We start from the raw sequence: 26457 nt of genomic DNA on the forward strand, positions 1-26457 counted from the left end.
CCGCGACGCGGCGGGGCGCGCCACCACCATTTCATTTCAGGTCTTCATTCATGTCCGCTCTTCTCGATGTCAGTGGCGTGACGCTGCGCTACAAGACGCCCAGCGTTCTCGTGACGGCGACCGACAGGGTCAGCTTTCAGGTCAATCAATCGGACCGTTTCGTTCTGCTGGGACCCTCCGGCTGCGGCAAGTCCACGCTTCTCAAGGCCGTCGGCGGCTATTTGAATCCGAGTGAAGGCAAGATCCGCATCAAGGGCCGCGAGGTCACGGAGCCCGGGGCGGACCGGATGATGGTGTTTCAGGAATTCGACCAGCTTCTGCCGTGGAAGACGGTGCTGGAGAACGTGATGTTCCCGCTTCTCGTGGCACGCAAGCTGCCGCGCAAGGAGGCTGAGGACAGGGCAAAGGCCTATATCGAGAAAGTCAATCTCACGCGCGCCATCAATGCCTATCCGCACACCCTCTCGGGCGGCATGAAGCAGCGCGTGGCGATTGCCCGCGGCATGGCGATGGAGCCTGATATCCTGCTGATGGACGAGCCGTTCGCGGCGCTCGACGCGCTCACCCGTCGCACCTGTCAGGATGAGCTCTTGCAATTGTGGGAGGACACGAAGTTCACCGTGCTCTTCGTCACCCACTCGATAGCGGAAGCGATCAAGATCGGCAATCGCATCCTGCTTCTCTCGCCTCATCCCGGCCGCGTGAAGGCCGAGGTGAACGACGTGGACCGCGTCTCGCCGACCGACGGCAGCGCGGGCCAGCTCGAGAAACACATCCACGAACTCCTCTTCGCGGAAGAGGGCGCACATTAAGGATGACGCTCATGAGCAATGCACAGATCGTGATGCGCGCCGAGACCACGCCGGCGCAGGCTTCAACGAGTGAGGTGGAGCGCAAGCTCAGTGCCCTGGAGCTCGCCTGGGGCAATGGCTTCGTCCGCAAGACAGCCATCATCATCTTCCTCGGGATCGTCTGGGAAATCTACGGACGCTATCTCGACAACCCGCTTCTCTTCCCGACCCTTCTCGACACCCTGTCCACCATGGTTGACCGGGTTGCGGATGGCACCATCCCGCAACGCGCCTGGACGTCGCTGAAGGTTCTGCTGATGGGCTACGCCTCCGGCGTCACCATCGCGTCGATTCTGACGATCCTTGCCATCAACACGCGCATCGGCACGGATTTCCTCGAGACGATGACGGCAATGTTCAACCCGCTGCCGGCGATCGCGCTTCTGCCGCTTGCGCTGATCTGGTTCGGCCTCGGCAACGGCAGCCTCGTCTTCGTTCTCATTCACTCCGTGCTCTGGGCCGTGGCGCTCAACACCCATTCGGGCTTCCTCGGCGTGTCGCAGACCTTGCGCATGGTGGGGCGCAACTACGGACTCAAGGGTCTGTCCTACGTGTTCAAGATCCTGGTTCCGGCGGCCTTCCCGTCGATCCTCACCGGATTGAAGATCGGCTGGGCCTTTGCCTGGCGTACCCTGATCGCGGCGGAACTCGTGTTCGGCGTGTCGTCGGGGCAGGGCGGTCTTGGCTGGTTCATCTTCGAGAACCGCAACCTGCTCGACATCCCGTCCGTCTTCGCGGGGCTGCTCACCGTCATCACCATCGGCCTCGTCGTCGAGAACCTGATCTTCAGGACCATCGAGCGCAAGACCATTCGGAAATGGGGGCTCCAGAGCTGAGCTTTCGCTTAGGCTTCCACCCATCCCGATCCATTCAACAGGTATCCATCCATGTCGCCCAAGAAGACACCCGATGCGCTGCGCAGCGCACGCTGGTTCGCGCCCGATGATCTGCGCGGCTTCGGCCACCGCTCCCGCATGATGCAGATGGGCTACGCCCCCGAGGATTGGGCCGGACGTCCCGTCATCGCCATCCTCAACACCTGGTCCGACATCAATCCCTGCCACGCCCATTTCAAGCAGCGCGTCGATGACGTGAAGCGCGGTGTGCTGCAGGCCGGCGGTTTCCCGATCGAGCTGCCCGGCATCTCTCTGGCAGAGCAATATGTGAAGCCGACAACCATGCTCTACCGCAACCTGCTCGCCATGGATGTGGAGGAGCTGCTGCGCTCCCATCCCGTGGACGGCGTGGTGCTCATGGGCGGCTGCGACAAGACCACGCCCGCCCTGCTGCTCGGGGCCACGAGTGCGGGACTGCCTGCCATCTATCTGCCCGCCGGTCCGATGCTGCGCGGCAACTGGAAGGGCAAGATTCTCGGCTCCGGTTCCGACGCCTGGAAATATTGGGACGAGCGCCGCGCCGGTACGATCTCCGATGCGGATTGGCTCAACATGGAAGCCGGCATTGCCCGCAGCTACGGCACCTGCATGACCATGGGCACCGCCAGCACGATGATGGCGATCGCAGAAGCCATCGGCATGACGCTGCCGGGCGCTTCCTCCATTCCGGCCGCGGATGCCAACCATATCCGCATGAGCGCCGAATGCGGTCGGCGCATCGTCGAGATGGTCTGGGAGGATCTGACGCCGAACAAGGTGCAGATCCGTGAAGCGTTCCTGAACGGCATCGCGGTCGCGATGGCCATGGGCTGCTCCACCAATGCCATCATCCACCTCATCGCGCAGGCGCGTCGCGCCGGGCAGGATATCGGGCTTGGTGATTTCGAGGCCGCGAGCCGCAAGGTCCCGGTCATCGCCAATATCCGCCCGAGCGGCGACAAATACCTGATGGAGGATTTCTTCTATGCGGGCGGCCTGCCCGCACTGATGACCCGCATCAGGGATCACCTCCATCTCGACGTTCTCACCGTGAACGGCCGGACATTGGGCGAGAACATCTCGCGGGCAGAAGTCTACAATGACGATGTCATCCGGACCGTCGACAACCCGATCTATGCCGAGGGCGCGCTCGCAGTGCTCAAAGGCAATCTCGCGCCCGACGGCTGCGTGATCAAGCCGAGCGCCTGCGATCCGCGCTTCCTGAAGCATACGGGTCCGGCGCTGGTGTTCGACGATTATCCTTCCATGAAGGCCGCTATCGAGGACGAGAACCTGGATGTCACGGCCGATCACGTCCTCATCCTGCGCAATGCCGGCCCCCAGGGCGGGCCGGGCATGCCGGAATGGGGCATGCTGCCGATCCCGAAGAAGCTCGTGAAGCAGGGCGTGCGCGACATGGTGCGCCTGTCGGATGCGCGCATGAGCGGGACGAGCTATGGCGCGTGCATCCTGCATGTGTCGCCCGAGGCCTATGTGGGCGGGCCTTTGGCCCTGGTGCGGAACGGCGACATGATCTCGCTCGACGTCGCCGCTCGCACGATCGATCTCGACGTACCGGCCGAGGAACTGGAGCGCCGCCGTGCCGTCTGGGTGAGACCTGAGCCTCGCTACGAGCGCGGCTATGGCTGGATGTTCACGCGCCACATCAAGCAGGCCCACGAGGGCTGCGACTTCGACTTCCTGGAAACGAGCTTCGGCGCGCCCGTGGGCGAGCCCGCCATCTTCTGACGATTGGAGACAACCATCATGGCACTTCAGCCCGAAACCCGCGAGAAGCTGAAAACCGTCAGCACCGCGACGCTCTGCACGGCCCTCTACAAGCGCGGCCTGCGCAACCAGTTCATCCAGGATGTGCGCCCGCTCAACCCGAACCTCGGCAACATGGTGGGCGAGGCCTTCACCCTGCGCTACATCCCGGCGCGTGAGGATCTGAACCCGATCAGCGTGTTTCAGGATCGCGCTCACCCGCAACGCAAAGCGGTTGAGGAATGCCCTCCCGGTGCGGTCATGGTCATCGACAGCCGCAAGGATGCGCGCGCGGCATCCGCCGGCGGCATCCTGGTCTCTCGCCTCATGAAACGCGGCGTGGCGGGCGTCGTCACCGATGGCGGCTTCCGTGACTCGCCTGAGATCGCACGTCTCGACATCCCGGCCTACCACAACCGTCCTTCGGCTCCCACCAACCTCACGCATCATCAGGCGCTCGACATCAACGTGCCGATCGGCTGCGGCGACGTGCCGGTCTGGCCGGGGGACGTGGTGGTCGGCGACGGCGAGGGCGTGGTGGTGATCCCGGCGCATCTGGCTGACGAGATCGCGAACGAAGCCGTCGAGATGACGGCGTTCGAGGATTTCGTTCAGGAGGAGGTGCTGAAAGGCCGCTCGATTCTCGGCCTCTATCCTGCGACGGATCCGCAGACGCTGACCGATTTCGCCGCATGGCGCGAAGCCAACCGGCGCTGATCGGCGTCTCTTGATTCATCACTCCAGGGGCACGCAAGCATGGCGTCTTCAGCCGTCAAGGTCTTCTACAACAGCCTCGGCACGCCCGAGATCTACGCGTTGATGCAACGACTGAAATCCCCGTCCCTGGAGCTGGTGCTCCTGGAGGCGGACGACGACGAGGAGCGCGTCGCCAAGGTCCGGGACTGCGAAGCGATCATTGCCGCCGCAACGCCGCTGACGCGCAGAACCATCGAGGCTGCTCCCCGATTGCGCTTCGTCCAGCACCAGGGCGTCGGCTACCACGATACGGTCGATGTCCCGGCTCTGGTCGAGCGCGGCATCCGCCTCGCGGTCAGTACGGCCGGCACCATCGGCGTTGCCGAGCATGCCGTGATGCTCGCCCTTGCGGCGGCAAGGCGGCTGACATTCGCCGATCCGGAACTGCGGCGCGGGCAATGGCATGCCAACAGACTGCGCCCAGTTTCCATCGAACTTGCTGGCAAAACAGTGGGATATGTCGGCATGGGCCGCATCGGCCAGGCCGCGGCCGAGCGTTTCAGAGGATTCCAGACCCGGGGGCTCTATTCCGATCCGAATGTGCGCCTGCCGCCTGAGCGCGAAGCGGCGCTGGGGCTCGAGCCGGCATCTTTGGAGCGTATCTTGCGCGAGGCCGATTTCGTCACCCTTCATCTGCCGCTGACCTCGGAAACCCGCAACCTCATCGGGCGGGACGAGCTCGCCCTGATGAAACCGAACTCCATCCTCATCAACACCGCACGCGGCGGGATCGTGAATGAGGCGGCTCTTGTGGAGGCCTTGAAGATGGGCCGACCCGGCGCCGCTGGCATCGACGTGTTCGAAACGGAACCGATGCCGGCTGATCACCCGCTCGCCACGCTGCCCAACACGGTTCTGACGCCTCACATCGCGGCAGGAACCTGGGACTCGTTCGTGGGCAAGATGGACTCGGTTCTGTCGAACATCGATGCCTTCTTCGACGGGCGACCGCTGCAGAACGAGATCGTGCTCGGATCGACAGCGTAAAACCTCAGCCGAGCACCGATGGTCAGAATGCGGTCTCCGTAAAGATGAGAATGCTGCCGATGAGGATCAGGGCGAAGGCAGGCCAATGGGTCTTGAAGCTGAACGCTTTCGGGCTCTGTCTCGGCTCCAGACTGGCTTTCGTCCCGGTCCTCCCGCCTGGCCTTGCGTCGCTCAATCGTCCTGGCCAAAGAGCTTGAGCGGCTCCGTAGAGCACGCCTGCGATGATGAGCAATGCGCCGATCCAGGTGAGGAGAAAGCCCGATTCCATGGAACTATCCCTGCTCTTAACTCATACAAGGCTCACTGACCGGGTGCAAAGAACGAGATGCGCGAGAAAAGCGTGTAGTCCGCTTCGAGCACCATGATGCCGACGAAGACCAGCACGGCGCTCATCGGCACCAGGATGGCATAGACGAGCGACAGACGTTCCCAGGCCATGTGCATGAACACGGCGACGATGAGCCCCGCCTTGAGCAGCATGAACAGGAGGATGAGGGAATATCTGAGGAGACCCTCGAGCTGGAAGTAATCGACCAGGTACGAGCAGGCGCTCAGGATGAACAGCCACACCCAGACCACGAGGTAGAGCTTGATCGGATGCTGCTGTCCGTGCGCGTGGGTGGAAGAATGTGCCGCCGCCTGTGCCATGACCGGCCTCTTACCAGAGATAGAAAAAGGCGAAGATGAAGACCCATACCAGATCGACGAAGTGCCAGTAGAGGCCCATGATCTCGACGGCCTCATAATTGCCCTTGCGGCTGGTGAAGAATCCCTTTCGCTCGTGATCGAAATCGCCGCGCCAGACTTTTCTGGCGACGATGAGAAGGAAGATCACGCCGAAGGTCACGTGCGTGCCGTGAAAGCCCGTGATCATGAAGAAGGTGGAGCCGAACTGAGCCGCTCCCCACGGATTGGTCCAGGGCCGCACGCCCTCATGAATCAGCTTGGTCCATTCGAAAGCCTGCATGCCGACGAAGGTGGCGCCCAGGAGCGCCGTCAGGAGCATCAGGGCTGCGGTCTTCCGGCGGTCGCGGCGGTAGGCGAAATTCACCGCCATCGCCATGGTTCCGCTGCTGCTGATCAGGACGAAGGTCATGATGGCGATCAGGATCAGCGGCAGCGTCGCGCCGCCGATGGTGAGCGCAAAGACCTCGCTGGCGTTGGGCCACGGCACCGTCGTCGACATCCTCGCCGTCATGTAGGCAATGAGGAAGCTGCTGAAGACGAAGGTGTCGCTCAGCAGGAAGATCCACATCATCGCCTTGCCCCAGGACACGTTCTTGAACGCGCTCCTGTCGGAGGAAAAATCGGTCGCGATGCTGCGCAGGCCGGAGCTGTCGGTGTGGGTTGTTTCGAAGTGGGAAATCGTGTGCTCCGCCATCACCAGAGCTCCTCTCACGTCAGCAGCTGCCGGCAGATATCGATCACATCCCCGGCCCAGCCGGTCAGGACGCTCAAAAGAACCAGCCAGACGAACAGCAGGAAGTGCCAGTAGGTGGCGCACAGCTCCACGCTGAGCTGCAGACGCTCCGGCGCGATGCCTCGCCACGCCCTCGCGATGGTTCTTCCCAGGGCGATCAGGCCGCCTAGGAGATGCAGGCCATGGATCCCCGTCAGCACATAGAAAAACGCGTTGGCCGAGTTGGACGCCAGGAGATAGCCATCGGCCGTCAGCTGCCGCCAGGCCAGAAGCTGGCCGGACAGGAAGGCCAGAGCCGTCACGCCGGCCGCGAGAAGACCGAGCCTCAACTCGACGTCCTCTCCCCGGCGGGCCGCCTTTCGTGCTCCATGCAATGCGACGCTGCTCAAGACGAGCATTCCCGTGTTCAGCCATAGGATCCTCGGAAGCGGCAGCGCGCGCCAATCCGGCATCTGCATCCGGATCGCATAGGCGCTGATAAAGAGAGCGAAGAGCGAGCCGATCACGGCCAGAAAGACGCCGAGGCCGACCTTCGCGGCAGATGAAGACGTGCTTCTGGCCGCTGGCCAGTCGACGGCAACGCCCTGTTCGAGCCAGGGTTTCGACATCAGGCCCTGCCGCGAGAGCCACCATGTGGCAATGATGAGCAGTGCAGTCAGGAAAACGAGGATGCTACCCATGGATCGTTCCCGACGTTGGCTGTGCGCTTGGCTGGTTCTGCGGCAGGAAATCCTCGGCCGCGCCCGGCACGCTGTAATCATAGGCCCAGCGGTAGACCACCGGCAGCCTCGCGCCCCAATTGCCGTGCGGAGGCGGTGTTTCGGGGGTTTGCCATTCGAGCGTCGTCGCCCTCCAGGGATTGCCGCCGGAGGGCCTTCCGTAGCGCAGGCTCCAGAACAGGTTGAAGACGAACACGAGTTGGACCGCGCCGACGATCAGCGCCACGATGGTGATGAAGGCGTTGAGCGTATGGGCCGAAGCCGGGACGAAGGCCATGTCGCCGATCTCGTGATAGCGGCGCGGAACGCCCATCAGGCCGAGATAATGCATGGGGAAGAAGATCGCGTAGGCGCCAAGAAACGTGACCCAGAAATGGAGCTTTCCGAGCGGATCGTTCATCATGCGTCCCGTGATCTTCGGGTACCAGTGATAGATCGCCCCGAAGATCACGAGGATCGGCGCGACGCCCATGACCATGTGGAAGTGGGCGACCACGAACATCGTGTCGGAGAGCGGAACGTCCACGACGACATTGCCGAGGAAGAGGCCCGTGAGCCCTCCATTCACGAAGGTGACGATGAAGGCGAGGGCAAACAGCATGGGGACGGTGAGGTGGATGTCCCCGCGCCAGAGGGTCAGGACCCAGTTATAGACCTTGATCGCCGTCGGGATGGCGATGATGAGCGTCGTCGTGGCGAAGAAGAACCCGAAGTAGGGGTTCATGCCGCTCACATACATGTGGTGCGCCCAGACGATGAAGCTGAGAGCGCCGATGGCCAGCAGCGCCCAGACCATCATGCGGTAACCGAAGATGTTGCGCCGCGCGTGAGTGCTGATGAGATCGGACACGATACCGAACGCCGGCAGGGCGACGATATAGACCTCCGGATGGCCGAAGAACCAGAAGAGGTGCTGGAAGAGGATCGGGCTGCCGCCGCTGCGATCCAGGGTCTGGCCCATCTCGACGATGGCCGGCATGAAGAAGCTGGTGCCGAGAGTCCTGTCGAACAGCATCATCACGGCGCCGACGAAGAGAGCCGGGAAGGCGAGGAGCGCCATGAAGCTCGCGGTGAAGATCCCCCACACGGTCAGGGGCATGCGCATCAGCGTCATGCCGCGCGCCCGCGCCTGCAGCACGGTCACCACATAATTCAGGCCGCCCATGGTGAAGCCGATGATGAAGACGATCAGCGACACGAGCATCAGGATGATGCCCCAGTCCTGTCCTCCCGGCGTGCCCGAAAGAATGGCCTGCGGCGGATAGAGCGTCCAGCCCGCGCCCGTGGGCCCGCCCGGCGCGAAGAAGCTGGCGACCAGGATCAGCACGGCGAGCAGATAGATCCAGAAGCTCAGCATGTTGACATAGGGAAACACCATGTCGCGCGCGCCGACCATCAGGGGGATGAGGTAATTGCCGAAGCCGCCGAGGAAGAGGGCGGTCAGCACATAGACCACCATCATCATGCCGTGCATGGTGATGAACTGGTAATAGGCATTGGCATCGATGAAGGAGAAGACGCCCGGGAAGCCAAGTTGCAGGCGCATCAGCCACGACAGCACGAGGGCGATGAGGCCAACCGTCAGAGCCGTGGCGGAATATTGGATGGCGATGATCTTCGCGTCCTGGCTGAAGACGTATTTCGTCACCCAGCTATGCGGGTGATAGAGCTCGACATCGTCGACATCGGCCGCATGCGCCGGTCCGATGTGACCGAGTGGGACGTCAACCATCAGGATCCTCTCCCTGACCGTTTCCTCTGCCCCCGTCCGTCGAATGCCGACGGTTGGTTTATTGGGCTGCAGGTGCCAGACGCGCGAAACTCCGCGACGCCTGACCCTCGAGCCATGTCTGGTAGTCTTTCTGCTCCTGGACGACGACCGTTCCCCGCATCTGCGGATGACCGACGCCGCAGAGTTCCGCGCACAGGATCTCGAAGGTTCCGGTCCGGGTCGGCGTGAACCAGATATAGGAGACCTGGCCCGGCACCAGATCCATCTTGGCCCGCATTTCCGGCACGTAGAAATTATGGATGACGTCGACGGAGCGCAGCAGTGCCTTGACGGGCTTGTCCACGGGCAGACGCAGCTCGCCGCCCTCGATGATCACGTCGTCCTGCCCCTTCGGATCATCGCGGCTGATGCCTAATGGATTGTCGGGGCTGACGAGGCGCGTGTCGGTCACGCCGAGCTTGCCGTCCGGGCCCGGCAGCCTGAAGGCCCATTGCCATTGCTGGCCAAGGATCTCGATGTCGGTGGCGTCCTCGGGAACGGTGATGAACTGCCGCCAGACGAACAGGCCCGGCGTCAGCATGGCCGCGACGCCGATGCCTGTGATGACCGTCAGCCAAAGCTCCAGGCGTTTGCTTTCCGGTTCATAATGAGCCTGCCGGCCCGGCTGATGCCGGAAGCGGTAGACGCAATAGGCCATGAAGAAAACGACCGCGACGAAGACCGCGCCTGTGATCCAGAAGGTGATGACGATCGTGGAATCGATGTAGCCCCAGTTCGAGGCAATGGGCGTCCACCACCAGGGGCTCACAAGATGGAAAACCACCGAGCCGACGGTGATCAGAACCAGTATGAGCGCTACAGCCATCCCCGTTCACCCTTGCCTTAAGAGGCTGCCGGCATGAAATTGAAGGCGATAACTTGTCAGCCAAAGCAATCTCAGAAGAAAAAGCCGAAAATCGCTTTAGTCGACACAACGCGACGACTCGCACAACACTGCGCTTCCCAGGAAAAACCTTCACGTCTCCAAGACAATGAAGGGACAATGAAGACTTCCTGCTAAGGTCGCTCAAAGTTATACCCAACGGCTGAGTTGGTCAACGAGAGCCTGAGCGTAGCAAAGCCCATCATGTCTGCTGGTGACGGATTCGTCTCCCTGATGAGGGTCCGGAGAGCTTACTGCCCGTTGTCGATCTCGATCGAGCGGCAGATACCTCCAACAGGGCATTGCGCTGTGTCGGCGGCCCTGATCCATGCCGGCTGGACAGTCATGGAACGCCCGCAGAAACTGGGGTCGCGAACATAACGGTCATAGGTCGTGGGGCCGGTGCGCAGCACCACTGCACCCTGTGACGCGACGATCTGTCTGGCTTGCTGACAGGTCATGGTCAGGGTTGTGGCTGCCGATTGCGCCATGGCGCCCGTCGACAAGGCTGCAAGCATGACAGACGCAAGAAAGGCTTTCATACGGCTTCCCGATATTTGCTTTGAGAGATGAGAAACAAACCCGATCGGCTGCTGTTCCCTGGAGCAGCCGATCGGAACGCCGTACGCCACCGCACAAGGCATCTGACCCGTGATGGCCTTCGGGAGGCAGGTCCTCCGATGGTGGTCATCCCATCGTCTGCGTCTCGATGGCGTGACTTTTCGTGACGTCCGGCACCTCGGTGGGGCGGCGTTTGGCGACGTCGAAGGTGTCGCCTGCACTCAGCACATGCAAACGCACGTCGAACATCGAGAGCGCGCGCTCCGGTTCCGCCTCGGCGATGTTGGAATGCGTCACGCCTGCGCCGTCCACCACATAGACGCAGCCGCTGCCGATCACTTCGAAGCGGTCATCCTGGAACACGAGAGCCGTGTCCTCGTCGATGCCGATCCCGAGTTCGCGCGGGTTGTGGGCAACCGCTCCGAAGAGACGTCCGAAGCGCCCCCTCTCCGCAAAATGCTGGTCGATGATCATGTTGCGGACAAGCCCTAGGCCTGGTGCCATGTGCAGATCGCCGATCTTGTAGGATTCGCCGCTGGTGCCCTTCACCAGCATCGTTTCACTCATCATGGAGGCACCGGCCGACGTGCCTGCAAGCAGCCCGCCGCGTTCATGGATTTCCCGCACCCGCTGCTCGATGGGCGTGTCGCCGATCTGGCTCGAAATCCGCAATTGGTCGCCGCCGGAGAAGAACACGCCAGCGGCGTCGTCGAGCAGGCCGAGCTTTTTCGGGTCGAGGGTCTCGGCACGATCCTTCACGTAGAGCTCGACGATATCGGTGACGCCGAGATCAGCGAATGCGCGCTCGTAAGATTCGAAGTAGCCTTCGGGCTCATGGGAGGCGACAGTGGCGATGACGAGCCTGCCGCCGTCGAGGTGCTTGACCACCTCGCGGAGGATGGTGCAATCGCCTTCCTTGTCCTCGCCGCCGCCGATGATGATGAGCGGCCCCTTCGACCCTCGCTTCCTGCGTTCCGCCATGGTTCCCGATGCTCTTCTCGTCCCAAAAGGTTTTCGCGTGAGGGGATAAATGGAGCGCAGGCCACGCTCCGCCCAGCTTGAGGGCACAGCATGGCCGCACATGGGATCTGTGGGGATCAGGCGCTCTTTCGCCAAGGCTCCACCTGATCCACCATCCTTTCGATCTCCACATCGAAGCGGGTGGCGGGTTGAGGCTGGAAGTTGAGAACCTGCTGCCACATGGCCTCGACATCCGTCGGGGTGAGCACCACGAGGTCGCCCGGCTGCGCCATGCGCAAGCAGAGATCCGCAGCCTCGTCCTCTTCGAGAATCCGTTTGATCCGCTCCTCGGGGAATCCGACGGCCAGTGCGCCTTCGGCGAGCAGAGTGACGATCTCGCCGGGCTGGCGGCCACGCCGGGCAGGATCCTCGCGGAAGATGATCTCGTCGAAGTAGCGCGTCGCCAGCGCGCCCATGACCCGCATGTCGTCGTCGCGGCGGTCGCCGGGAATGTTGATCATGCCGATCACGCGTTGATGGTGCGGGCGCAGCTTGAGGATGAGATCGCCGAGGGCCTGGAGGCCCGCCGGGTTGTGCGCATAGTCGAGGATCACCCGGAAGCCGTGCCCATCGAACACGTTGAGGCGGCCAGGACTGTGCGCGAATGAGCTGGTGTAGGTGGACAAAGCCATGCGAATGACATTGACCGGCACGCCCTGCGCATAGGCCATGGCCACGGCTCCCATGGCATTCTGCACGTTGAATTCCGCCAGGCCATCGAGGGTGGCCGGAATTTCGGCCGCTCGCATCACGTGGATGCTGTCACCATCGTCGTGGATCACGATCTCGCCGCCGAGGGAGCGTCCAGGCTCGCGCACGACGGCAAAGCCGCCATCCTCGATGTGCTCTCGCAGGAAGTCGGGCATGTCGGCACCGCCACGCAGCGAGAAATAGCCGATCCTCCCGCCGGCGCGACGGCTCATGCCGACGGTGAGCGGATCGTCGGCGTTGAGGATGCTCGTGCCGTTCCGGCGCACGGCCTCGACCACAACGGACTTGACCCAGGCGAGGTCCTCGGCGGTGTCGACGCCCTTGAGCCCCAGGTGATCCGACTGGATGTTGGTGACGAGACCGACATCGCATTCCGAGAAGCCGAGGCCCTCACGCAGGATGCCGCCACGGGCGGTTTCCAGAACCGCCACGTCCACGGTCGGATCGCGCAGCACCACGCGGGCGCTCCACGGCCCGGAGGCATCCGTCTCCATCACCCGGTCATTGTTCACGTAGATGCCGGTCGTCGAGGTGAGGCCCACATTCAGCCCATGAGCCCGCAGGATATGACCCACCATGCGGCAGGTCGTGGATTTGCCATTGGTGCCCGTGACTGCGAGGATCGGGATGCGTGTGGGCGTGCCGCGCGGGAAGAGCATGTCGATCACCGGCCGAGCCACGTTGCGCGGCCGTCCTTCGGAGGGCTGCAGGTGCATGCGGAAGCCTGGTGCGGCATTGACCTCGATGATCCCGCCACCGGTCTCGTGCACCGAACGTGCGATATCGGGAGCGATGAAATCGATGCCGGCAACGTCGAGACCCACGGCCTGCGCGGCGCGGCGCGCGATCAAGACGTTGTCGGGATGAATGTCGTCCGTGCGGTCGAGGGCCGTTCCACCCGTCGAGAGATTGGCGGTATCGCAGAGACAGACGACCTGGCCGGCTTCGGGGATGCTCTCAGGCGTCAGGCCTGCTTTCGCCAGAAAGGCGAGCACATGATCGTTGAGGGTGATGCGGGTCATGGCGTTCTCATGGCCCTCGCCGCGACGCGGATCGCGGTTGACCTCCTCCACGAGCGCGGCAATGCTGTGCCGCCCGTCGCCCACCACATGCGCGGGCACACGCTCGGCCACGGCGACGACTTCGCCGTTCACCACGAGGATGCGATAGTCGCGTCCCTTGAAGCAGCTCTCGACGATCATGCGGCGGGAATGGCGCGCGGCCTCCGCAAAGGCTTGCGTGACCTCCTCCGGCGTCGACAGATCGATGCTCACGCCACGTCCGTGATTGCCGTCGAGGGGCTTCACCACGACCGGGTAGCCGATCCACTCTGCCGCATGCACGGCCTCCTCTGCGCTGCGCACGACCTCGCCTTTCGGAACGGGAAGGCCTGAATCGGCGAGGAGCGCCTTCGTCAGGTCCTTGTCGCCCGCTGCGTCGGTGGCGATGGAGGAGGTGAAGCTCGTGATGCTGGCGCGGATACGCTTCTGATAACGGCCGGTCCCGAGCTGCACAAGGCTTTGATCGTCAAGGCGCATGACCGGGATGCCGCGACGCTCGGCCTCCTGCACGAGGGAGAGCGTCGTCGGCCCAAGCGCCTTGCGGCGATGCACATATTTGAGCGCAGCGAGCGCGGCCTGCAGATCGAAAGCGGCCTGGAGTGCAGGTTCCTCCTCGTCCTTGTAGATGCGGTCGAGCCCTTGAACGCCCTGCATCTCGGCCGGGAGAAGCGAGTCCACGAGCTGGAGCGCGAGGCGTCCGGCGAGAAGGCCCGTCTCCTCTTCTTCGTAGACGTACATGACGTTGTAGACACCGGGCTCACCACGCACGGAGCGCGTCTTGCCGCGCGTCGCGCGAAGGCCCATGAGCGACTGAAGCTCGATGGCGACGTGCTCGGCCACATGGCCAAGCCAGGTTCCTTCCTCGAGACGCCTCACGAAGCCGCCAGGCTCGTGGAAGCAGCAGCCATGCTGGTGCAACCCCGGCAGCAGGGCGAGGAGCCGTTCGGTGAAATGGGGAAGGCGGTCGGAGGGCCACTCCTCCAGCGAGCCGAGATCGAGCTTGATCCGGATCATGGGCGTCAGGCTGTAAAGGTGAGGTCCGCGATAGACGCCCTTCTCGATGACGCGCATGGGCTTTGCGACCTCACCGGATGTTTGGGCTTTATCGGATTGTTCTCGATCAATCTGCTGAGATACGATGTCCGCAGATCCGGCCTGCGCCTGCAAATCTTCACCCACGCTTGAACTCCTCATGGGAACGCGGCAGACGGCTGCGCCCGCACGCAACACGTCTTTGCTGTGATTTCGGATTCTTGGTGACTAAGAGCGTTCAAAATGAACCTTGGGACTGCTCAATCCGTGAGCAGAGCCCCTTGTTCCCAGATGGAACGAAGATTTTCAGATGTTATTTCGTCTGCGATTAACATAAGTAATTTCGGGGTGCCGACGGCTTGATCTTGCGCTCGTCTTGCGCGTCCCCGAGACAATCGGCGGACGATGCTTGGTTTGCCATGAGAATGACAGGCGGCGTGAGGCCGCCTGTAGAGGTTTAGGCTGCGCTCAGGGTGTAGCCGGCCTTGGCGACGAGGGCGTCGATAGCCGCAGGTCATGTGCTCCACCCTTGAGAGCCATGGCAGTCGGGTTACGCTCAACGGTCGTGGCGGCTTGAGAATGAGGGGTGCTGCATCCGCACATGAGACGAACTCCGATGAGGATCGATCAATGAACGATGCGCCCTCCCGTCGCGGCAAGGTCAGGCAGCCGCCTCGATTTGATCTCGAGACCATCCCTCAGGCTTCCGAAACACAGTATTTCAGGTTCTCTTTCAGGGGCTTAGGCTTATAATTACAGATGTGAAGTCGTTGCCTTTGAGGAGGCGACCATGTCTGCTTCAACTCTTCAGAACACCGTTCCTGCAACTGAGACACACCGGGTCTCGCCGATGAGCCTGATGGCAGCCGGTTGGGCGCTCTCCAGTGCTCTCATAGGGCTGTTCATTCTCTGCTATCTGGCGACGCTGGTGTGGCCCACGGCCGGGCTCGCTCATGGCTGGATCGAGATCTTCGCATCTCAGCCGGACAATCTCCCGCGCAGCTTTGCCGAGGGCGTGATCGGCAGCTTGGCCGCTGCCTGGATCACGGTGGTACTGTTCGTGCCGGTTTACAATCGGTTGATCAGACGCTGATGAAATGACAGCTGCTGTGCTTCAGCGATTGTCCTGATCATCATCGTCGTCATCGTCCCAGTCGCGCATCATGGCACGGCGGCCAGGATCCATCATTCCGCGGCCCATCATGGCCCTCGGCATGGAGCGGATGAGGACATGGAGCCGCCGCTTCTGAGCCTCATCGAGTGTCGCGTAGAGCGGAGCGGCTGCGTCGGCGAGCTTTCGCATGGCCTCGGACCCCTGGCCCATATGGTCCGCCATGGCACGCAGGGTGCCGACGGGGTCCATTCTCATCATGCCCCTGTTCTGGCGCATGACCTGCATGTGGGCCATGTGAAGGCGGGCGAGACTTCTCAATGTCTCTTCGACGGGAGGCCACAGCTTCTCCTGTTCGGCGGACAGCCTCAGCCCGGCCCGGAGAGCCGCAATGTGCGCGTCGGCGAAAGCGCTCATGTCCTCGGCCGAGAAGCGGCCCATCATGCCACCTCTGTCGGATCCCCCCATCATGCGGCTGTGCATCATGTCCATGCGGGCCTGGGGCATGGTCTGCATCATCTGGCCCATGGGCATCTGAGATCCTGGTTGAGCCTGCTGCGTCACGGCCCCTTCCGGGTGATGCTGGGCATGGTCGCCGGACGTCTGGGCCAGCGCTGGAGCCGAGAAAGCCATCAGAGCGGCAGCGAATGCAGAGATTTTCATGGCGCCCTCCTTGGTGCCTGAGGTCCGCTGGATTGGAAAACCGGCAAAGGCATTTTTCCGTTTCAAGCCAGCCTCAGGCGTTTCCCACAATGCCGGGGAGAGCCCGCGCCAGCGCATCCGGACTGAAGGGCTTCTCCCACCGTGGGATGCCCTTATAGCTCGGCGGAATCGAGGATGCATCGTAGCCGGTGGCGAAGACGAACGGAATGCCGCGCTCGGTCAGCGCATCCGCGACAGCAAAAACTTCCTCGCCACGCAGATTGATGTCGAGGACAGCGGCGTCGATCTGTTCGCCCGAAGAGAGCAGCGCCAGAGCTCTGTCCTTCTTCGGTATGGGGCCGACCACCTCGGCTCCGATTTTCTGCAAAGCTCTCGCCATGTCGTCGGCGATGAAATACTCGTCCTCGACAACGAGAACCCGGCACCGCGCGAGCGCTTTTCCCGCAGAAGAGTTCCCCATGGCCTCCTCCTTGTCCGGATTCGTGGGAGCCTTAGCTATCCCTGAAGGGCCCCTCGGCCGGCCTCTTCGAATAACATACGTTAGGCGTGCACCGTTCCCGGCTCTTTATGCTGCGGCTCCTGAGAGGGCTCCCCGGAGATGGCCATCCACCTGATCCGCAAGCTGGAGCATTTTACGAAGCTCTCCAGCGAAGAAAAGACGTCCCTTGAGCGAACGGCTGCGCAGAAAGTGCGTCAGCTCAATCCGCGTGAGGACATCGTCTACGAAGGGGACCGACCATCCCAGATCAACCTGATCCTGGAGGGATGGGCCTGCCGCTACAAGGTGCTGGAGGACGGGCGGCGGCAGATCATGGGCTATAGCATCCCCGGTGACATCTGCGATATGCGCATGTTCATCCTGAAGGAGATGGATCATTCCATCGGCGCGATCACGCCTGTCTCTCTGGCGGAAATTCCGAAGGATACGATCATCGAGCTGACCGACACCTATCCGCGCCTCAGCCGCGCCTTCTGGTGGGATTCGCTGGTGGAGAATGCGATCTCCCGGGAATGGATCGTCAACAACAGCCAGCGCGAGGCGACGGAGCGCATGGCCCATCTGTTCTGCGAGCTTTTTATCCGCCTGCGCATGGTCGGGCTCACCAGGGACCACAGCTGCGAAATCCCCGTGACACAGGCGGATCTTGGCGAGACGCTCGGCCTCTCGACGGTTCATGTGAACCGCACGCTCCAGGAACTACGGGCCTCGAATCTCATCGTCCTGAAGGGAAAGGCCCTCACCATTCCGGACCTTGAGGCTCTGCAGGAAGTTGCCTTGTTCAACGACAACTACCTGCACCTCAACCGCGATGGGCATGAGATGGATGCCAATGAATGATGAGGAGCGAAGACCTGATCGTGCTGAAGCGTCGTCGTGCCGATCGGGTGAGGTGAGCGTATGCAGCAGGTTGCCGCTGACAGAACCTCTTGGCCGCCCGGCAACGGCGAGATGGCTAAACGCATGCGCGCGCACGACTGGGCTGCGACGCCGCTCGGGCCCATCGACACCTGGCCTGCGGAGCTGAAATCAGCGGCAGCCCTCGTGCTGGATTCCGGCTTTCCAGCCGCTCTGATCTGGGGACCGGATCTCGTTACCATCTACAACGATGCCTTCCGCCCCATCCTAGGAGACAAGCCCGAGGCGCTCGGCCGCTCCTTTGCGGAGATCTGGAGCGAGGCCTGGCACGAGATCGGACCCATCGCCGAGCGCGCGCTTGCCGGCCAATCGACGTCCATCGAGGATTACCCGCTCGTCATCAACCGCTCGGGCAAGCCGGAGCAGGCCTACTTCACCTTCTCCTACAGTCCCGTTCGCGCCGCCGACGGATCGGTCCTCGGCATGATCGATACGGTGGTCGAGACGACTCGCAAGGTGCGTGCCGAGGTCGCCTTGCGCGCAAGCGAGGAGCGGATGCGGCTGGCGATGCAATCCGCCGGATTTTATCTCTGGGAGATCGACGTTGCGACCGGCAAGGTGACCTTCTCCGAAAACGTCGATGAGGTCACTGGATTCGCGACCGATCAGCAATCGCCCGACCTGATGACGCGCATCGCTGAACTCATCGCCCCCGAGGAGAGGGATCGACAGAGAGAAGCGACGCTGCGTGCCATGCGAGGCGAGGCGGAATTCCACGAGGTGACGCGCGTCATCAACCCGGATTCCGGAGAGCCGATCTGGCTCGAAGAGCACGGCACTCTCATCAATAGTCCAGACGGAACGCCGCAGCGGCTCGTCGGCGTGGGCATGAACATCACCGACCGCAAGCGCGCCGAGGCGGCGCTGCGCGAGAGCGAGGAGCGGTTCCGCCTGATCGTCGAGAGCGCGCGCAACTACGCCATCCTCATCACCGACCCGCAGGACCGGATCACCGACTGGTTTGCCGGGGCTGCTTTCGTTTTCGGGTGGAGCGCGGAGGAGATCATCGGCCAGCCCGGAAGCATCCTGTTCACGGAGCAGGATCGTGAAGCAGGCGAGCCCGAAAGGGAAATCGAGACGGCTCGCACCAAGGGCTTTGCTCAGGACGTGCGCTGGCATCTGCGCAAGGACGGCAGACAGGTCTTCATTGAAGGCAGCGTGGCGGCCCTGAGGCGGCCGGACGGCAGCCTCCAGGGCTTTCTCAAGATCGGTCAGGACACCACGGAGCGTCAGGCCTATGAGCAAACGCTGAGGGCCAGCGAGCGCCACGCCAAGCTGCTGCTGGCGGAGTTGCAGCATCGCGTGAGAAACACGCTCGGCGTGATCCGCTCCATTGCCCGCCGAACGGCAGCCACCAGCGCGACGCCAGAGGACTACGCCATGCATCTCGAAGGGCGCATCGATGCCTTCGCCCGCGTGCAGGCGGCCGTCACGCGCAATCCTTTGGCGGGCGTTGATCTCGAAATACTCGTGGCTGACGAACTGCGCGCAGTCACCGCCCATGAAGGCGAGCAGGTGAAGAGCATCTCCGGCCCCGCAATGCGTCTTCAGCCCAAGCCCGCCGAGACGTTTGCGCTCGCGATCCACGAGCTGGCGACGAATGCGGTGAAATATGGCGCGCTTTCGATCCCGGAGGGGCGCATCGCGGTGACCTGGACCATCGACCGGTCGGGAGACGAGCCGCGGCTCGTCTTTCAGTGGATTGAGACGAGGGTGCGGCTCTCGAGTGACAAGTCGCGGCGGCGCGGGTTCGGCACCGAGCTGATCGAGCGCACCCTGGGCTATGAGCTTGGCAGCGAGGCGGAGCTGGATTTCACGCCACACGGTCTTCACTGCACCATCACACTCCCATTGGACGACCACCTCTTCATTCTCGACCGGGAGCGCCGCAATCACGTCCAGTAGCCTCTCCGCATTCGCGCCTGAGCGCGAGGTGTGTAAGATGACGGCTTCCATGATGAGGGAATGCGAGCGCGATGGAGAAAGACCCGACTTTACCGGTGGATGGCGAGGCGCGGCATCTCGCCAAGCGGCTGATGCGCACCGCCCGCTCGGGGGCGCTGGCGACGAACGGGGCCGGGAACGGCATGCCCTTCGCCAGCCTCGTGGCGGTGGGAACGGATCTCGACGGCTCGCCGGTGATCCTCACCTCCCGGCTCTCGATCCATACCCGCCTGCTCGTCGCCGATCCGCGCTGCTCGCTGCTGCTCTCCGCCATCGGCAAGGGCGATCCCCTTGCTCATCCCCGCCTCACCCTGCTCGCTGAAGCCGAGCAGCTCGAGCCCGGCTCGGACAAGGCGCAACAGGTGCGCCGCCGCTACCTGCTGCAGCATCCCAAGGCTGCTCTCTATGTCGACTTTCCCGATTTCGCCTTCTGGCGCCTGAACGTCACCTCGGGCAGCCTCAACGGCGGCTTCGGCCGCGCCTACCGCATGGCTGCTGAGGATCTGCTCACCGACTTTTCCGCCTTCCCCGGTTTTGCCGAGCTGGAGGCTGGAGCCGTCGAGCACATGAACGAGGACCATGCCGAGGCGGTGGCGCTCTACGCGACGAGGCTGTGCGGGGCGAGGGAGGGGGCGTGGCGGCTGATCGGCATCGATCCGGAAGGCCTCCAGCTGGCACTGGGCGACGAGCTGCTGCGGCTCACCTTCCCGACCCCACTGAAAGGCCCTGAGGAGCTGCGTCCCAGGCTCGTGCAACTCGCCCAGGAAGCGCGGGCTCAAAGCGGCTGAGAGTTTGGCTTGGATCAGGAGGCTCTCCCGAGCCTCACCCTGAGGAGCGAGCTTGCTCGCGTCTCGAAGCCTCATCCTGAGGAGCAGCCACGGCTGCGTCTCGAAGGACGAGGCTTAAGATCAATGACAACCTTTCAGGAGTTGCCCTGAGGCATCTTAGGCCTTGCCAGGGACAAGCTCGGATAGCATCAAGGATCAGGGTCGCGCGAAACCTCCGGCCCGATCTGCCGATCCATCTCACCGTTCGCCTCGATGACCTTTGCCGTCCTTCCTGCCCGTCTTCGCTCCATCCTCGCGGCCATTGCCGATGCCGGGGTGAGCTTTGCGCGCAACGATGGCTTGGCCATGGCAAGCCATGTGGCCCTCTCCCTCGTCATCGCACTCTTCCCATTCCTCATCTGCGTGGCGGCCTTGGCGGCCTTTCTCGGCGCAGGGCGCATTTCCACGCACATCGTTCACCTGCTCTTCGATTTCTGGCCCGAGGGCGTCGCGGGTCCGCTGGCGAGCGAGGCCGGCAAGGTTCTCATCCCGAAGCGCAACGTGTTGACGATCTCCGTCGTGGTCACGCTGCTCGTCGCGACGAATGGCGTCGAGAGCCTGCGCATTGCGCTCTGCCGCGCCTACGGCGTTGCGCGCTCAAGGCCTTGGTGGCAGGCGCGGCTCATCGGCGTCGGCTTCGTGGCGATGGGCGCAGGCGCGCTGGTGGCGGCGTCCGTTCTCGTGGTGCTGTGGCCCTCGATCTGGCGCACCACGGTGTCGTACATGACGGACCTGAAATCGGTGCGCCTCACCTACGATCTCGTGCGCTATGCGCTGGCGTCCATCGTGCTCGTCGTTGGGCTGACGGCCACGCATCTCTGGTTGCCGGACACACGCCCGAACTTGAGGGACGTTCTTCCCGGCGTCGTGGCGACGCTGGTCCTCTGGCTTGCGGGCGCGACGCTCTATGGCGAATTCCTGGCCAATGTCGCCCACATCAAGTCCACCTATGCGGGGCTCGCCGGAATTCTCACGGCGCTGATCTTCCTGCAGATCTCCTCCGCGATCTTCATCTTTGGCGCCGAACTCAACGCCGCTCTGCGCCGGCGCAGGCAGATCCAAGACGAGCAGGCATTGCCGGCACTTGCGGCGGAACCTGCTTCCGAGCCTCAGCTCTGATCAGGCGCTCACGCCCTCATCCCGATTTCTCTCGCAATCGCGCTTCGGGCTCTGCTGCGGCGGCTGTTGCTGCTGTTGGGCGAGGACGATTTCATCCGATGGCTGCGTCGCTGAGGATAGGGCGGAGAGGGTCGTCAAAACGGCGAGGGAGATTGCGCGCAGCATGAACTGTCCTTCCTTCATCGACGCCCATGATGCTTCCTTTCTGGAGTAGGGCATCGTTGAGAGCGGAAAACCGGATCCACTTTTCGCTGACGCGGACCTGCGGTTCCGCACGATGCTCTAGCGGCGCAGGAGCCGTGTGGCCAGCCTGTTTCGAGGGCAATCGCGCGATCGAAAAAACGTCTGCCGCACCCTCTTGAAAATCCAAGAGAGCATACCCAACATCATGATTGCCAAGGCCTTTTCAGGATTGGCCGTACGGGCGCCGGCGGGTGTCCGGTGTCCTTATGGTTACGTTGCTCATATGGAGGATGTAGCTATGAGATCGGCTTTCGACTTTTCTCCCCTCTATCGCTCGACGGTCGGCTTCGACCGGTTGTTCGATCTGCTCGATCAGTCCTCGCAGATCGATTCCATGGCGAACTGGCCGCCCTACAACATCGAGAAGGCGGGCGAGGACCAGTACGTCGTCACCATGGCGATTGCCGGCTTCTCGACCGATGAGATCGAGATCACGCAGAAAGAGAACCAGCTTCTCGTTTCGGGCCAGAAGAAGGGCTCGGAGGAGGGCAAGCAATATCTGCATCGCGGCATCGCGACCCGCGCCTTCAAGCAGACCTTCAACCTTGCCGACCACGTGAAGGTCATTGGTGCGAGCCTCGAGAACGGCCTGCTGACGATCGACCTGAAGCGCGAGGTGCCCGAGGCCCTGAAACCGCGCCGGATCGAGATCACGACGGCTAAGTCCCAGCCGCAGCAGATCGAACACAACAAGGCCGCTTAAGGCATGAATGATGGAACCGGTGCCGGTTGGGAACCGGCGCCGCATCATCGTCTGTGCAGATAAGGAGGATTGAGCCATGAACATGCGCGATTTGATCCCCTGGGGCCGTGAAAACCAGACGACCCCGAGCCGCTTCCGCGAGGAGGGCGATCCCTTCATGACCCTTCATCGTGAGATGAACCGGCTCTTTGACGATGTCTTCCGCAATTTCGAAGTCGCCCCATTCAGATCGTTCGGCGGCACGGGCCGCATGGGCGGGTGGCCGCATGTGGAAGTCATCGAAACCGACAAGGATGTGCGCGTCTCGGCCGAGCTGCCGGGCATGGAGGACAAGGATGTCGAGGTGCTGATGGGCGACGGCGTCCTGACCATCCGCGGCGAGAAGAAGTCCGAGATCGAGGACAAGGACCGCGCCTTCAGCGAGCGCTATTACGGTCGCTTCGAGCGCCGCATCCCGCTCGCCTGGGATGTGGAGGAGGACAAGATCGACGCCTCCTTCAAGAATGGCGTGCTCACCGTCACGATGCCCAAATCGGCTGAAGCCAAGCCGAACGTGAGGCGCATCTCCGTCAACAGCGCGGAGACCACCAAGCACTAAACCTCGAACCACGTCACATGGCAGGGCGCCCGGAGAACCGGGCGCCCACTTCTGTTCACGGGAGAAGGAGCTCCGATGAATCGGACGATGGCTCATGATGTCGATTATATCCAGCACACCATGCATCCCCTGCCGGCCAACGCATCCTGCCTTCCTGTTCCGTCGCTTGCGGATGCCTTGGCCGATCCGAGAAGCGCATTCCGGCATCCTGCTGAAGTCGTCTCGCATCCTTTGCTGTCGAGGCACGAGAAGCGCACGATCCTGATTTCATGGGCAAGGGACGAGATCCTGCTTGAGCAGGTTGCGAACGGGGGCCTGCCTGAGTTGAAGCCGAAGTCGCAGATCGATGCCGTAACTGCTGCTCTTCGGCGGATCGATCCTCAGGCGGCGGCCGAGTATCGTGCTGCTGTCGCCTCGATCCGGGCGCGCAGGCCGCTTTGTCGGGGCTAGAGCATCGGACGTGAAAAGTGGACTTGCACTTTTGGGATCGATCCGATGCTCAGCCTTGAGAGGAGCGCATCGTTTTGAGCGGACCTTCGGTTCCGCACGATGCTCTAGCGTTTCACCTTAAGCCGATGTGTGCATGAAGAGGGCGGCCTTGACGAGACGGTCGGGGCCGAGATCGTCGTGAGCGTCGAAATTCATGAGCTCGGCCAGGCGACGGCGCGCACGATTGATGCGGCTCTTGATGGTGCCGATATTGGTGCCGCAGATCCGCGCGGCATCCTCATAGGTCAGACCCTCTGCGGTCACGAGCAGAAGCGCCTCGCGCTGGTCGAGAGGAAGCTGGCTGAGCGCCTTCAGCATGTCATCGAAATCGAGCCGCGATCCCTGCTCGGGCAGCACGGCCACGCGCTCGGCCCAGGCACCTTCGGGATCCTCGACCTCGCGCTTCCTGCGGCGAGCCTGGGTGAGAAAGTCGTTGCGCAGGATGGTGAAGAGCCAGGCCTGCATGCTCGTGCCGGGCTGAAACTTATCGAGGTTGCTCAGGCCCTTCAGAAGAGCGCCCTGCACCAGGTCGTCGGCGCGATCTACATTGCCACAGAGAGAGATGGCGAAGGCGCGCAGATGAGGGATGGCGGCCAGCATCTGCTCCTTCAGGGGTGTTTCAGCCGCCATTTGCATCCCTTCCGAATTCTGGACTCAAGAACAGACGTCTCCTGGCTGGCTGGTGCATTAACCTATGTGAAGCTGGACCGATTTCCCAGCGGAATTACGGGTTAGGAATTTGTGTCCAAGGATGCGGCCCGACAAGACCCGAATAGCAATAGTCAAAAAATTTCGTCAGTGCTTCGTAAGGCATGCCTGACGCTACGGGATCATAGGTCATCAAAATCTTAAATTCTTCCATAAAGCCCAGATTTACATGAGTGAATGAGATGCGGGCAGCCTTGAGGCACATTTCACTCTGCGAATAGACGGGACGATTCGCTTTTTCTTGGATAAACCTCTTCCATTCCCTCGGGCCTCTCGCTCAAAGCAAGGTGACACGAAAGCGGATTTGATGCCTCAAACGCGCTGCATGATTGTCGAAGACCAAGCTCTGATCGGGATGTCGCTCGAGGCCTCCCTTGAAGAGGCAGGGTTTGCGGTGGAAGGCCCCTTCGTGAGTAACGCGCAGGCCCTGCGCTGGCTTGAAAGCGATACGCCTGACATTGCTCTGCTTGATGTCATGATCAAGGATGGCACGTCGCTGGAGATCGCCCGTGAACTGAAGAGCCGGGGCATCCCCTTCGCGATCTATTCGGGGTTGCCGCCGAAGAAAGATTGTCCTCCCGAGCTGCAGAATGTGCCGTGGCTCGAGAAACCGATCAGCCGCGAAACCCTGACGGCGACTCTCGAGGAACTCGTGGCCGGCCCGCGTTGCCCGACGGTGTTGGGATCCGAAGATCGCTTTGGTGGACAGCCGAGAGATCCCTGAAGGATATGACAGCTCCCGAAGCTGTATGGCGCTACCTCCTCCCTTGAGACGGAGCGCTGCGCCGCATGAGCCCATCGGCAGGCTGGGGGGCTTTCGTCGAATGGCGTCTTGGTCCCATGATGGGGTAAAAGCGGAACATCGGAATACGATCTACCGTTATCCTATGTGGCGTATCCTGGAGGATGCCATGCGTGCATCGTTCAAAACCCTCATGGCTGCGGTGCTCTTCTTCGGTGGTGCCGCGGCGGCCGAGCTGAGCACTGCTTCGGCACAGTCGATTCCCCGCCCGGTCCTGACAGGGCGCACCGGAGTTTATGGTATGGAGTATCGGGGAGCGCGGTATTATCCCCGAGGTTCTTTCTCCCCCCGTTCCTACGGCGGCTATCGTCGCACCGCCTATTACGGGCCCCGCTACGGCTACCGTCGCGCTGCCTACTACAGTCCCCGTTACTACGGCTACCGTCGCGCTGCCTATTATGGCCCTCGCTACCGCTATTATAGCCGGTATCCCTACTATCCCTACCGCCGTTATTACCGTGACCGCTATTATGACGGCGGCGGTGCTGTCGTGGCCGGTCTCATCGGAGGCCTGACCCTCGGCACCTTGGCGAGCCCCTACTACTATGGATACGGGCCGGCCTATTATCCATCCTATTACGCGCCCACGTGCGTGATCGAGCGCAGGCGCGTGGTCAACCGCTACGGTCGTTATGTCTGGCGGAGGGTTCAGGTCTGCTACTGAGGCGCACCATCCATCATCTGCAAAGCCCCGCTCCCCGGCGGGGCTTTTTTTGATCGTTGAAGCCCGTTCCGAGACGGGTTAAGCCAAGATCGATGTCTTATTCAGGTGGCTAGCTTTCCATGACAGCACGCTTTCATCGCGGCGACCTGCCCGCGGATTATCTGCCCGGCTCCGCGATTGCGATCGATACCGAAACTCTGGGCCTCAATCCGCATCGGGACCGGCTCTGCGTGGTGCAGATCTCGAAGGGCGACGGCACGGCCGATGTGGTGCAGATCCTGAAGGACGGCCCGCTGCCGGAGAACCTGATCCGCGTGCTCGCCGACGAGAGCGTGCTCAAGATCTTTCACTATGCCCGCTTCGACCTCGCCGTGCTCTTCCATGCCTTCGCCGTGATGCCGAGACCCGTCTACTGCACCAAGGTGGCCTCACGGCTGGTGCGCACCTATACGGACCGGCACGGCCTCAAGGACCTCGTGCGGGAATTCATCGGGGTGGAGATTTCCAAGCAGCAGCAATCCTCCGACTGGGGTGCGGAGACGCTGACCCCGGCCCAGCTCGATTATGCGGCCTCGGACGTTCTGTACCTGCATGCCTTGAAGGAAAAGCTGGACCAGAGGCTGGAGCGGGAAAACCGCCTCGGCATTGCCCATCAATGCTTTTCGTTCCTGCCGACCCGGGCGCAGCTCGACCTTCTCGGCTGGCCCGAGACGGACATTTTTGCGCATAGTTGACGCAGGCTTAAACTTTCCCGC

At 62.4% G+C, this 26457-nt stretch carries 29 protein-coding genes; 16 read left to right on the top strand and 13 right to left on the bottom strand.

What is annotated here, in order from left to right; all coding sequences use genetic code 11:
- The first annotated feature begins 50 nt into the window (after positions 1-50).
- The 5 genes from DC522_RS09160 to DC522_RS09180 are packed head-to-tail and all read left to right on the top strand — an operon-like array spanning position 51 to position 5236.
- On the top strand, positions 51-812 hold the full coding sequence (locus DC522_RS09160; protein WP_116528389.1) for an ABC transporter ATP-binding protein: 762 nt from the start codon (positions 51-53) through the stop codon (positions 810-812).
- An 11-nt stretch (positions 813-823) separates the two neighbouring features.
- Positions 824-1687 (top strand): ABC transporter permease, encoded by an 864-nt coding sequence (locus DC522_RS09165; RefSeq protein WP_116528446.1) that lies wholly within the window; start codon positions 824-826, stop codon positions 1685-1687.
- A 51-nt stretch (positions 1688-1738) separates the two neighbouring features.
- The gene (araD, locus tag DC522_RS09170) at positions 1739-3475 is read left to right on the top strand and encodes an L-arabinonate dehydratase (RefSeq protein WP_116528390.1); all 1737 of its coding nucleotides are present in this window, start codon (positions 1739-1741) and stop codon (positions 3473-3475) included.
- 18 nt (positions 3476-3493) lie between these two features.
- Positions 3494-4210 (top strand): ribonuclease activity regulator RraA, encoded by a 717-nt coding sequence (locus tag DC522_RS09175; RefSeq protein WP_116528391.1) that lies wholly within the window; start codon positions 3494-3496, stop codon positions 4208-4210.
- 39 nt (positions 4211-4249) lie between these two features.
- Positions 4250-5236 (top strand): 2-hydroxyacid dehydrogenase, encoded by a 987-nt coding sequence (locus DC522_RS09180; protein ID WP_116528392.1) that lies wholly within the window; start codon positions 4250-4252, stop codon positions 5234-5236.
- 22 nt (positions 5237-5258) lie between these two features.
- Here the strand turns inward: DC522_RS09180 and DC522_RS09185 are convergent, their stop codons facing one another.
- The 9 genes from DC522_RS09185 to cphA form a co-directional block, all read right to left on the bottom strand.
- The gene (locus DC522_RS09185) at positions 5259-5504 is read right to left on the bottom strand and encodes a hypothetical protein (protein WP_116528393.1); all 246 of its coding nucleotides are present in this window, start codon (positions 5502-5504) and stop codon (positions 5259-5261) included.
- Positions 5505-5536: 32 nt separating this feature from the next.
- Positions 5537-5884, bottom strand: a complete 348-nt coding sequence (locus DC522_RS09190) for a cytochrome C oxidase subunit IV family protein (protein ID WP_116528394.1) — start codon at positions 5882-5884, stop codon at positions 5537-5539.
- A gap of 10 nt (positions 5885-5894) precedes the next feature.
- Positions 5895-6617: a heme-copper oxidase subunit III family protein gene (locus DC522_RS09195; RefSeq protein ID WP_116528395.1), complete on the bottom strand. Its 723-nt coding sequence runs from the start codon at positions 6615-6617 to the stop codon at positions 5895-5897.
- 14 nt (positions 6618-6631) lie between these two features.
- Positions 6632-7336: a cytochrome c oxidase subunit 3 gene (locus tag DC522_RS09200; protein WP_116528396.1), complete on the bottom strand. Its 705-nt coding sequence runs from the start codon at positions 7334-7336 to the stop codon at positions 6632-6634.
- A complete protein-coding gene (locus DC522_RS09205) occupies positions 7329-9107 on the bottom strand; it encodes a cytochrome c oxidase subunit I (RefSeq protein ID WP_165820101.1) in 1779 nt (592 codons plus the stop codon). The genes DC522_RS09200 and DC522_RS09205 overlap by 8 nt, the downstream gene beginning before the upstream one ends.
- A gap of 58 nt (positions 9108-9165) precedes the next feature.
- Positions 9166-9972, bottom strand: a complete 807-nt coding sequence (locus DC522_RS09210; RefSeq protein WP_116528398.1) for a cytochrome c oxidase subunit II — start codon at positions 9970-9972, stop codon at positions 9166-9168.
- A gap of 308 nt (positions 9973-10280) precedes the next feature.
- A complete protein-coding gene (locus DC522_RS09215; RefSeq protein WP_116528399.1) occupies positions 10281-10571 on the bottom strand; it encodes a hypothetical protein in 291 nt (96 codons plus the stop codon).
- Between the two features lie 145 nt (positions 10572-10716).
- Positions 10717-11571: a cyanophycinase gene (locus DC522_RS09220; protein ID WP_116528400.1), complete on the bottom strand. Its 855-nt coding sequence runs from the start codon at positions 11569-11571 to the stop codon at positions 10717-10719.
- Positions 11572-11687: 116 nt separating this feature from the next.
- Positions 11688-14561: a cyanophycin synthetase gene (cphA, locus tag DC522_RS09225; RefSeq protein ID WP_245444062.1), complete on the bottom strand. Its 2874-nt coding sequence runs from the start codon at positions 14559-14561 to the stop codon at positions 11688-11690.
- 643 nt (positions 14562-15204) lie between these two features.
- Between cphA and DC522_RS09230 the strand changes: the two genes are divergently transcribed.
- Positions 15205-15507, top strand: a complete 303-nt coding sequence (locus DC522_RS09230; RefSeq protein WP_116528401.1) for a hypothetical protein — start codon at positions 15205-15207, stop codon at positions 15505-15507.
- Between the two features lie 21 nt (positions 15508-15528).
- On the opposite strand, the gene DC522_RS09235 is transcribed toward DC522_RS09230, so the two are convergent.
- Together DC522_RS09235 and DC522_RS09240 are read right to left on the bottom strand one after the other, a co-directional pair.
- On the bottom strand, positions 15529-16188 hold the full coding sequence (locus DC522_RS09235; RefSeq protein WP_165820102.1) for a Spy/CpxP family protein refolding chaperone: 660 nt from the start codon (positions 16186-16188) through the stop codon (positions 15529-15531).
- Positions 16189-16261: 73 nt separating this feature from the next.
- The gene (locus DC522_RS09240) at positions 16262-16648 is read right to left on the bottom strand and encodes a response regulator (protein WP_116528403.1); all 387 of its coding nucleotides are present in this window, start codon (positions 16646-16648) and stop codon (positions 16262-16264) included.
- 138 nt (positions 16649-16786) lie between these two features.
- Here DC522_RS09240 and DC522_RS09245 point away from each other — a divergent pair, with 138 nt between their 5' ends.
- The 4 genes from DC522_RS09245 to DC522_RS09260 all read left to right on the top strand — a co-directional run bounded on the left by DC522_RS09245 (position 16787) and on the right by DC522_RS09260 (position 21495).
- Positions 16787-17527: a Crp/Fnr family transcriptional regulator gene (locus tag DC522_RS09245; RefSeq protein ID WP_116528404.1), complete on the top strand. Its 741-nt coding sequence runs from the start codon at positions 16787-16789 to the stop codon at positions 17525-17527.
- A 60-nt stretch (positions 17528-17587) separates the two neighbouring features.
- Positions 17588-19510 carry a PAS domain-containing sensor histidine kinase gene (locus tag DC522_RS09250; RefSeq protein WP_116528405.1) on the top strand — a complete coding sequence of 641 codons (1923 nt, stop codon included), beginning with the start codon at positions 17588-17590 and terminating at the stop codon, positions 19508-19510.
- Between the two features lie 71 nt (positions 19511-19581).
- Positions 19582-20337 (top strand): HugZ family protein, encoded by a 756-nt coding sequence (locus DC522_RS09255; RefSeq protein ID WP_116528406.1) that lies wholly within the window; start codon positions 19582-19584, stop codon positions 20335-20337.
- Between the two features lie 252 nt (positions 20338-20589).
- Positions 20590-21495, top strand: coding sequence for a YihY/virulence factor BrkB family protein (locus DC522_RS09260; protein ID WP_116528407.1), 906 nt, complete (start codon positions 20590-20592; stop codon positions 21493-21495).
- Here the strand turns inward: DC522_RS09260 and DC522_RS34720 are convergent, their stop codons facing one another.
- Complete coding sequence (locus DC522_RS34720; protein ID WP_165820103.1) at positions 21496-21660, bottom strand: hypothetical protein; 165 nt, start codon at positions 21658-21660, stop codon at positions 21496-21498.
- Between the two features lie 316 nt (positions 21661-21976).
- Between DC522_RS34720 and DC522_RS09270 the strand changes: the two genes are divergently transcribed.
- From DC522_RS09270 to DC522_RS09280, 3 genes are all read left to right on the top strand, one after another.
- On the top strand, positions 21977-22441 hold the full coding sequence (locus DC522_RS09270) for an Hsp20 family protein (RefSeq protein ID WP_116528409.1): 465 nt from the start codon (positions 21977-21979) through the stop codon (positions 22439-22441).
- Between the two features lie 76 nt (positions 22442-22517).
- Complete coding sequence (locus tag DC522_RS09275) at positions 22518-23039, top strand: Hsp20/alpha crystallin family protein (RefSeq protein WP_116528410.1); 522 nt, start codon at positions 22518-22520, stop codon at positions 23037-23039.
- Positions 23040-23114: 75 nt separating this feature from the next.
- Positions 23115-23489 carry a hypothetical protein gene (locus tag DC522_RS09280; RefSeq protein ID WP_116528411.1) on the top strand — a complete coding sequence of 125 codons (375 nt, stop codon included), beginning with the start codon at positions 23115-23117 and terminating at the stop codon, positions 23487-23489.
- Positions 23490-23606: 117 nt separating this feature from the next.
- Here DC522_RS09280 and DC522_RS09285 read toward each other — a convergent pair whose 3' ends face one another.
- Positions 23607-24158, bottom strand: a complete 552-nt coding sequence (locus DC522_RS09285; RefSeq protein WP_116528448.1) for a sigma-70 family RNA polymerase sigma factor — start codon at positions 24156-24158, stop codon at positions 23607-23609.
- Positions 24159-24561: 403 nt separating this feature from the next.
- Between DC522_RS09285 and DC522_RS09290 the strand changes: the two genes are divergently transcribed.
- From DC522_RS09290 to DC522_RS09300, 3 genes are all read left to right on the top strand, one after another.
- A complete protein-coding gene (locus DC522_RS09290) occupies positions 24562-24960 on the top strand; it encodes a response regulator (RefSeq protein ID WP_165820104.1) in 399 nt (132 codons plus the stop codon).
- Positions 24961-25147: 187 nt separating this feature from the next.
- Positions 25148-25702 carry a hypothetical protein gene (locus DC522_RS09295; protein WP_133239256.1) on the top strand — a complete coding sequence of 185 codons (555 nt, stop codon included), beginning with the start codon at positions 25148-25150 and terminating at the stop codon, positions 25700-25702.
- Between the two features lie 119 nt (positions 25703-25821).
- Positions 25822-26436, top strand: coding sequence for a ribonuclease D (locus tag DC522_RS09300; protein ID WP_116528414.1), 615 nt, complete (start codon positions 25822-25824; stop codon positions 26434-26436).
- Positions 26437-26457: the final 21 nt, after the last annotated feature.

Origin of the sequence: Microvirga sp. KLBC 81 (assembly GCF_003075415.1) — a bacterium.
GTDB lineage: Bacteria > Pseudomonadota > Alphaproteobacteria > Rhizobiales > Beijerinckiaceae > Microvirga.

Coding starts and splice junctions, on each gene's coding strand:
- DC522_RS09160 (WP_116528389.1), top strand. CDS start 51: ATGTCCGCTCTTCTCGATGTCAGTGGCGTGACGCTGCGCTACAAGACG.
- DC522_RS09165 (WP_116528446.1), top strand. CDS start 824: ATGAGCAATGCACAGATCGTGATGCGCGCCGAGACCACGCCGGCGCAG.
- araD (WP_116528390.1), top strand. CDS start 1,739: ATGTCGCCCAAGAAGACACCCGATGCGCTGCGCAGCGCACGCTGGTTC.
- DC522_RS09175 (WP_116528391.1), top strand. CDS start 3,494: ATGGCACTTCAGCCCGAAACCCGCGAGAAGCTGAAAACCGTCAGCACC.
- DC522_RS09180 (WP_116528392.1), top strand. CDS start 4,250: ATGGCGTCTTCAGCCGTCAAGGTCTTCTACAACAGCCTCGGCACGCCC.
- DC522_RS09185 (WP_116528393.1), bottom strand. CDS start 5,504: ATGGAATCGGGCTTTCTCCTCACCTGGATCGGCGCATTGCTCATCATC.
- DC522_RS09190 (WP_116528394.1), bottom strand. CDS start 5,884: ATGGCACAGGCGGCGGCACATTCTTCCACCCACGCGCACGGACAGCAG.
- DC522_RS09195 (WP_116528395.1), bottom strand. CDS start 6,617: ATGGCGGAGCACACGATTTCCCACTTCGAAACAACCCACACCGACAGC.
- DC522_RS09200 (WP_116528396.1), bottom strand. CDS start 7,336: ATGGGTAGCATCCTCGTTTTCCTGACTGCACTGCTCATCATTGCCACA.
- DC522_RS09205 (WP_165820101.1), bottom strand. CDS start 9,107: ATGGTTGACGTCCCACTCGGTCACATCGGACCGGCGCATGCGGCCGAT.
- DC522_RS09210 (WP_116528398.1), bottom strand. CDS start 9,972: ATGGCTGTAGCGCTCATACTGGTTCTGATCACCGTCGGCTCGGTGGTT.
- DC522_RS09215 (WP_116528399.1), bottom strand. CDS start 10,571: ATGAAAGCCTTTCTTGCGTCTGTCATGCTTGCAGCCTTGTCGACGGGC.
- DC522_RS09220 (WP_116528400.1), bottom strand. CDS start 11,571: ATGGCGGAACGCAGGAAGCGAGGGTCGAAGGGGCCGCTCATCATCATC.
- DC522_RS09230 (WP_116528401.1), top strand. CDS start 15,205: ATGTCTGCTTCAACTCTTCAGAACACCGTTCCTGCAACTGAGACACAC.
- DC522_RS09235 (WP_165820102.1), bottom strand. CDS start 16,188: ATGAAAATCTCTGCATTCGCTGCCGCTCTGATGGCTTTCTCGGCTCCA.
- DC522_RS09240 (WP_116528403.1), bottom strand. CDS start 16,648: ATGGGGAACTCTTCTGCGGGAAAAGCGCTCGCGCGGTGCCGGGTTCTC.
- DC522_RS09245 (WP_116528404.1), top strand. CDS start 16,787: ATGGCCATCCACCTGATCCGCAAGCTGGAGCATTTTACGAAGCTCTCC.
- DC522_RS09250 (WP_116528405.1), top strand. CDS start 17,588: ATGCAGCAGGTTGCCGCTGACAGAACCTCTTGGCCGCCCGGCAACGGC.
- DC522_RS09255 (WP_116528406.1), top strand. CDS start 19,582: ATGGAGAAAGACCCGACTTTACCGGTGGATGGCGAGGCGCGGCATCTC.
- DC522_RS09260 (WP_116528407.1), top strand. CDS start 20,590: ATGACCTTTGCCGTCCTTCCTGCCCGTCTTCGCTCCATCCTCGCGGCC.
- DC522_RS34720 (WP_165820103.1), bottom strand. CDS start 21,660: ATGCTGCGCGCAATCTCCCTCGCCGTTTTGACGACCCTCTCCGCCCTA.
- DC522_RS09270 (WP_116528409.1), top strand. CDS start 21,977: ATGAGATCGGCTTTCGACTTTTCTCCCCTCTATCGCTCGACGGTCGGC.
- DC522_RS09275 (WP_116528410.1), top strand. CDS start 22,518: ATGAACATGCGCGATTTGATCCCCTGGGGCCGTGAAAACCAGACGACC.
- DC522_RS09280 (WP_116528411.1), top strand. CDS start 23,115: ATGAATCGGACGATGGCTCATGATGTCGATTATATCCAGCACACCATG.
- DC522_RS09285 (WP_116528448.1), bottom strand. CDS start 24,158: ATGGCGGCTGAAACACCCCTGAAGGAGCAGATGCTGGCCGCCATCCCT.
- DC522_RS09290 (WP_165820104.1), top strand. CDS start 24,562: ATGATTGTCGAAGACCAAGCTCTGATCGGGATGTCGCTCGAGGCCTCC.
- DC522_RS09295 (WP_133239256.1), top strand. CDS start 25,148: ATGCGTGCATCGTTCAAAACCCTCATGGCTGCGGTGCTCTTCTTCGGT.
- DC522_RS09300 (WP_116528414.1), top strand. CDS start 25,822: ATGACAGCACGCTTTCATCGCGGCGACCTGCCCGCGGATTATCTGCCC.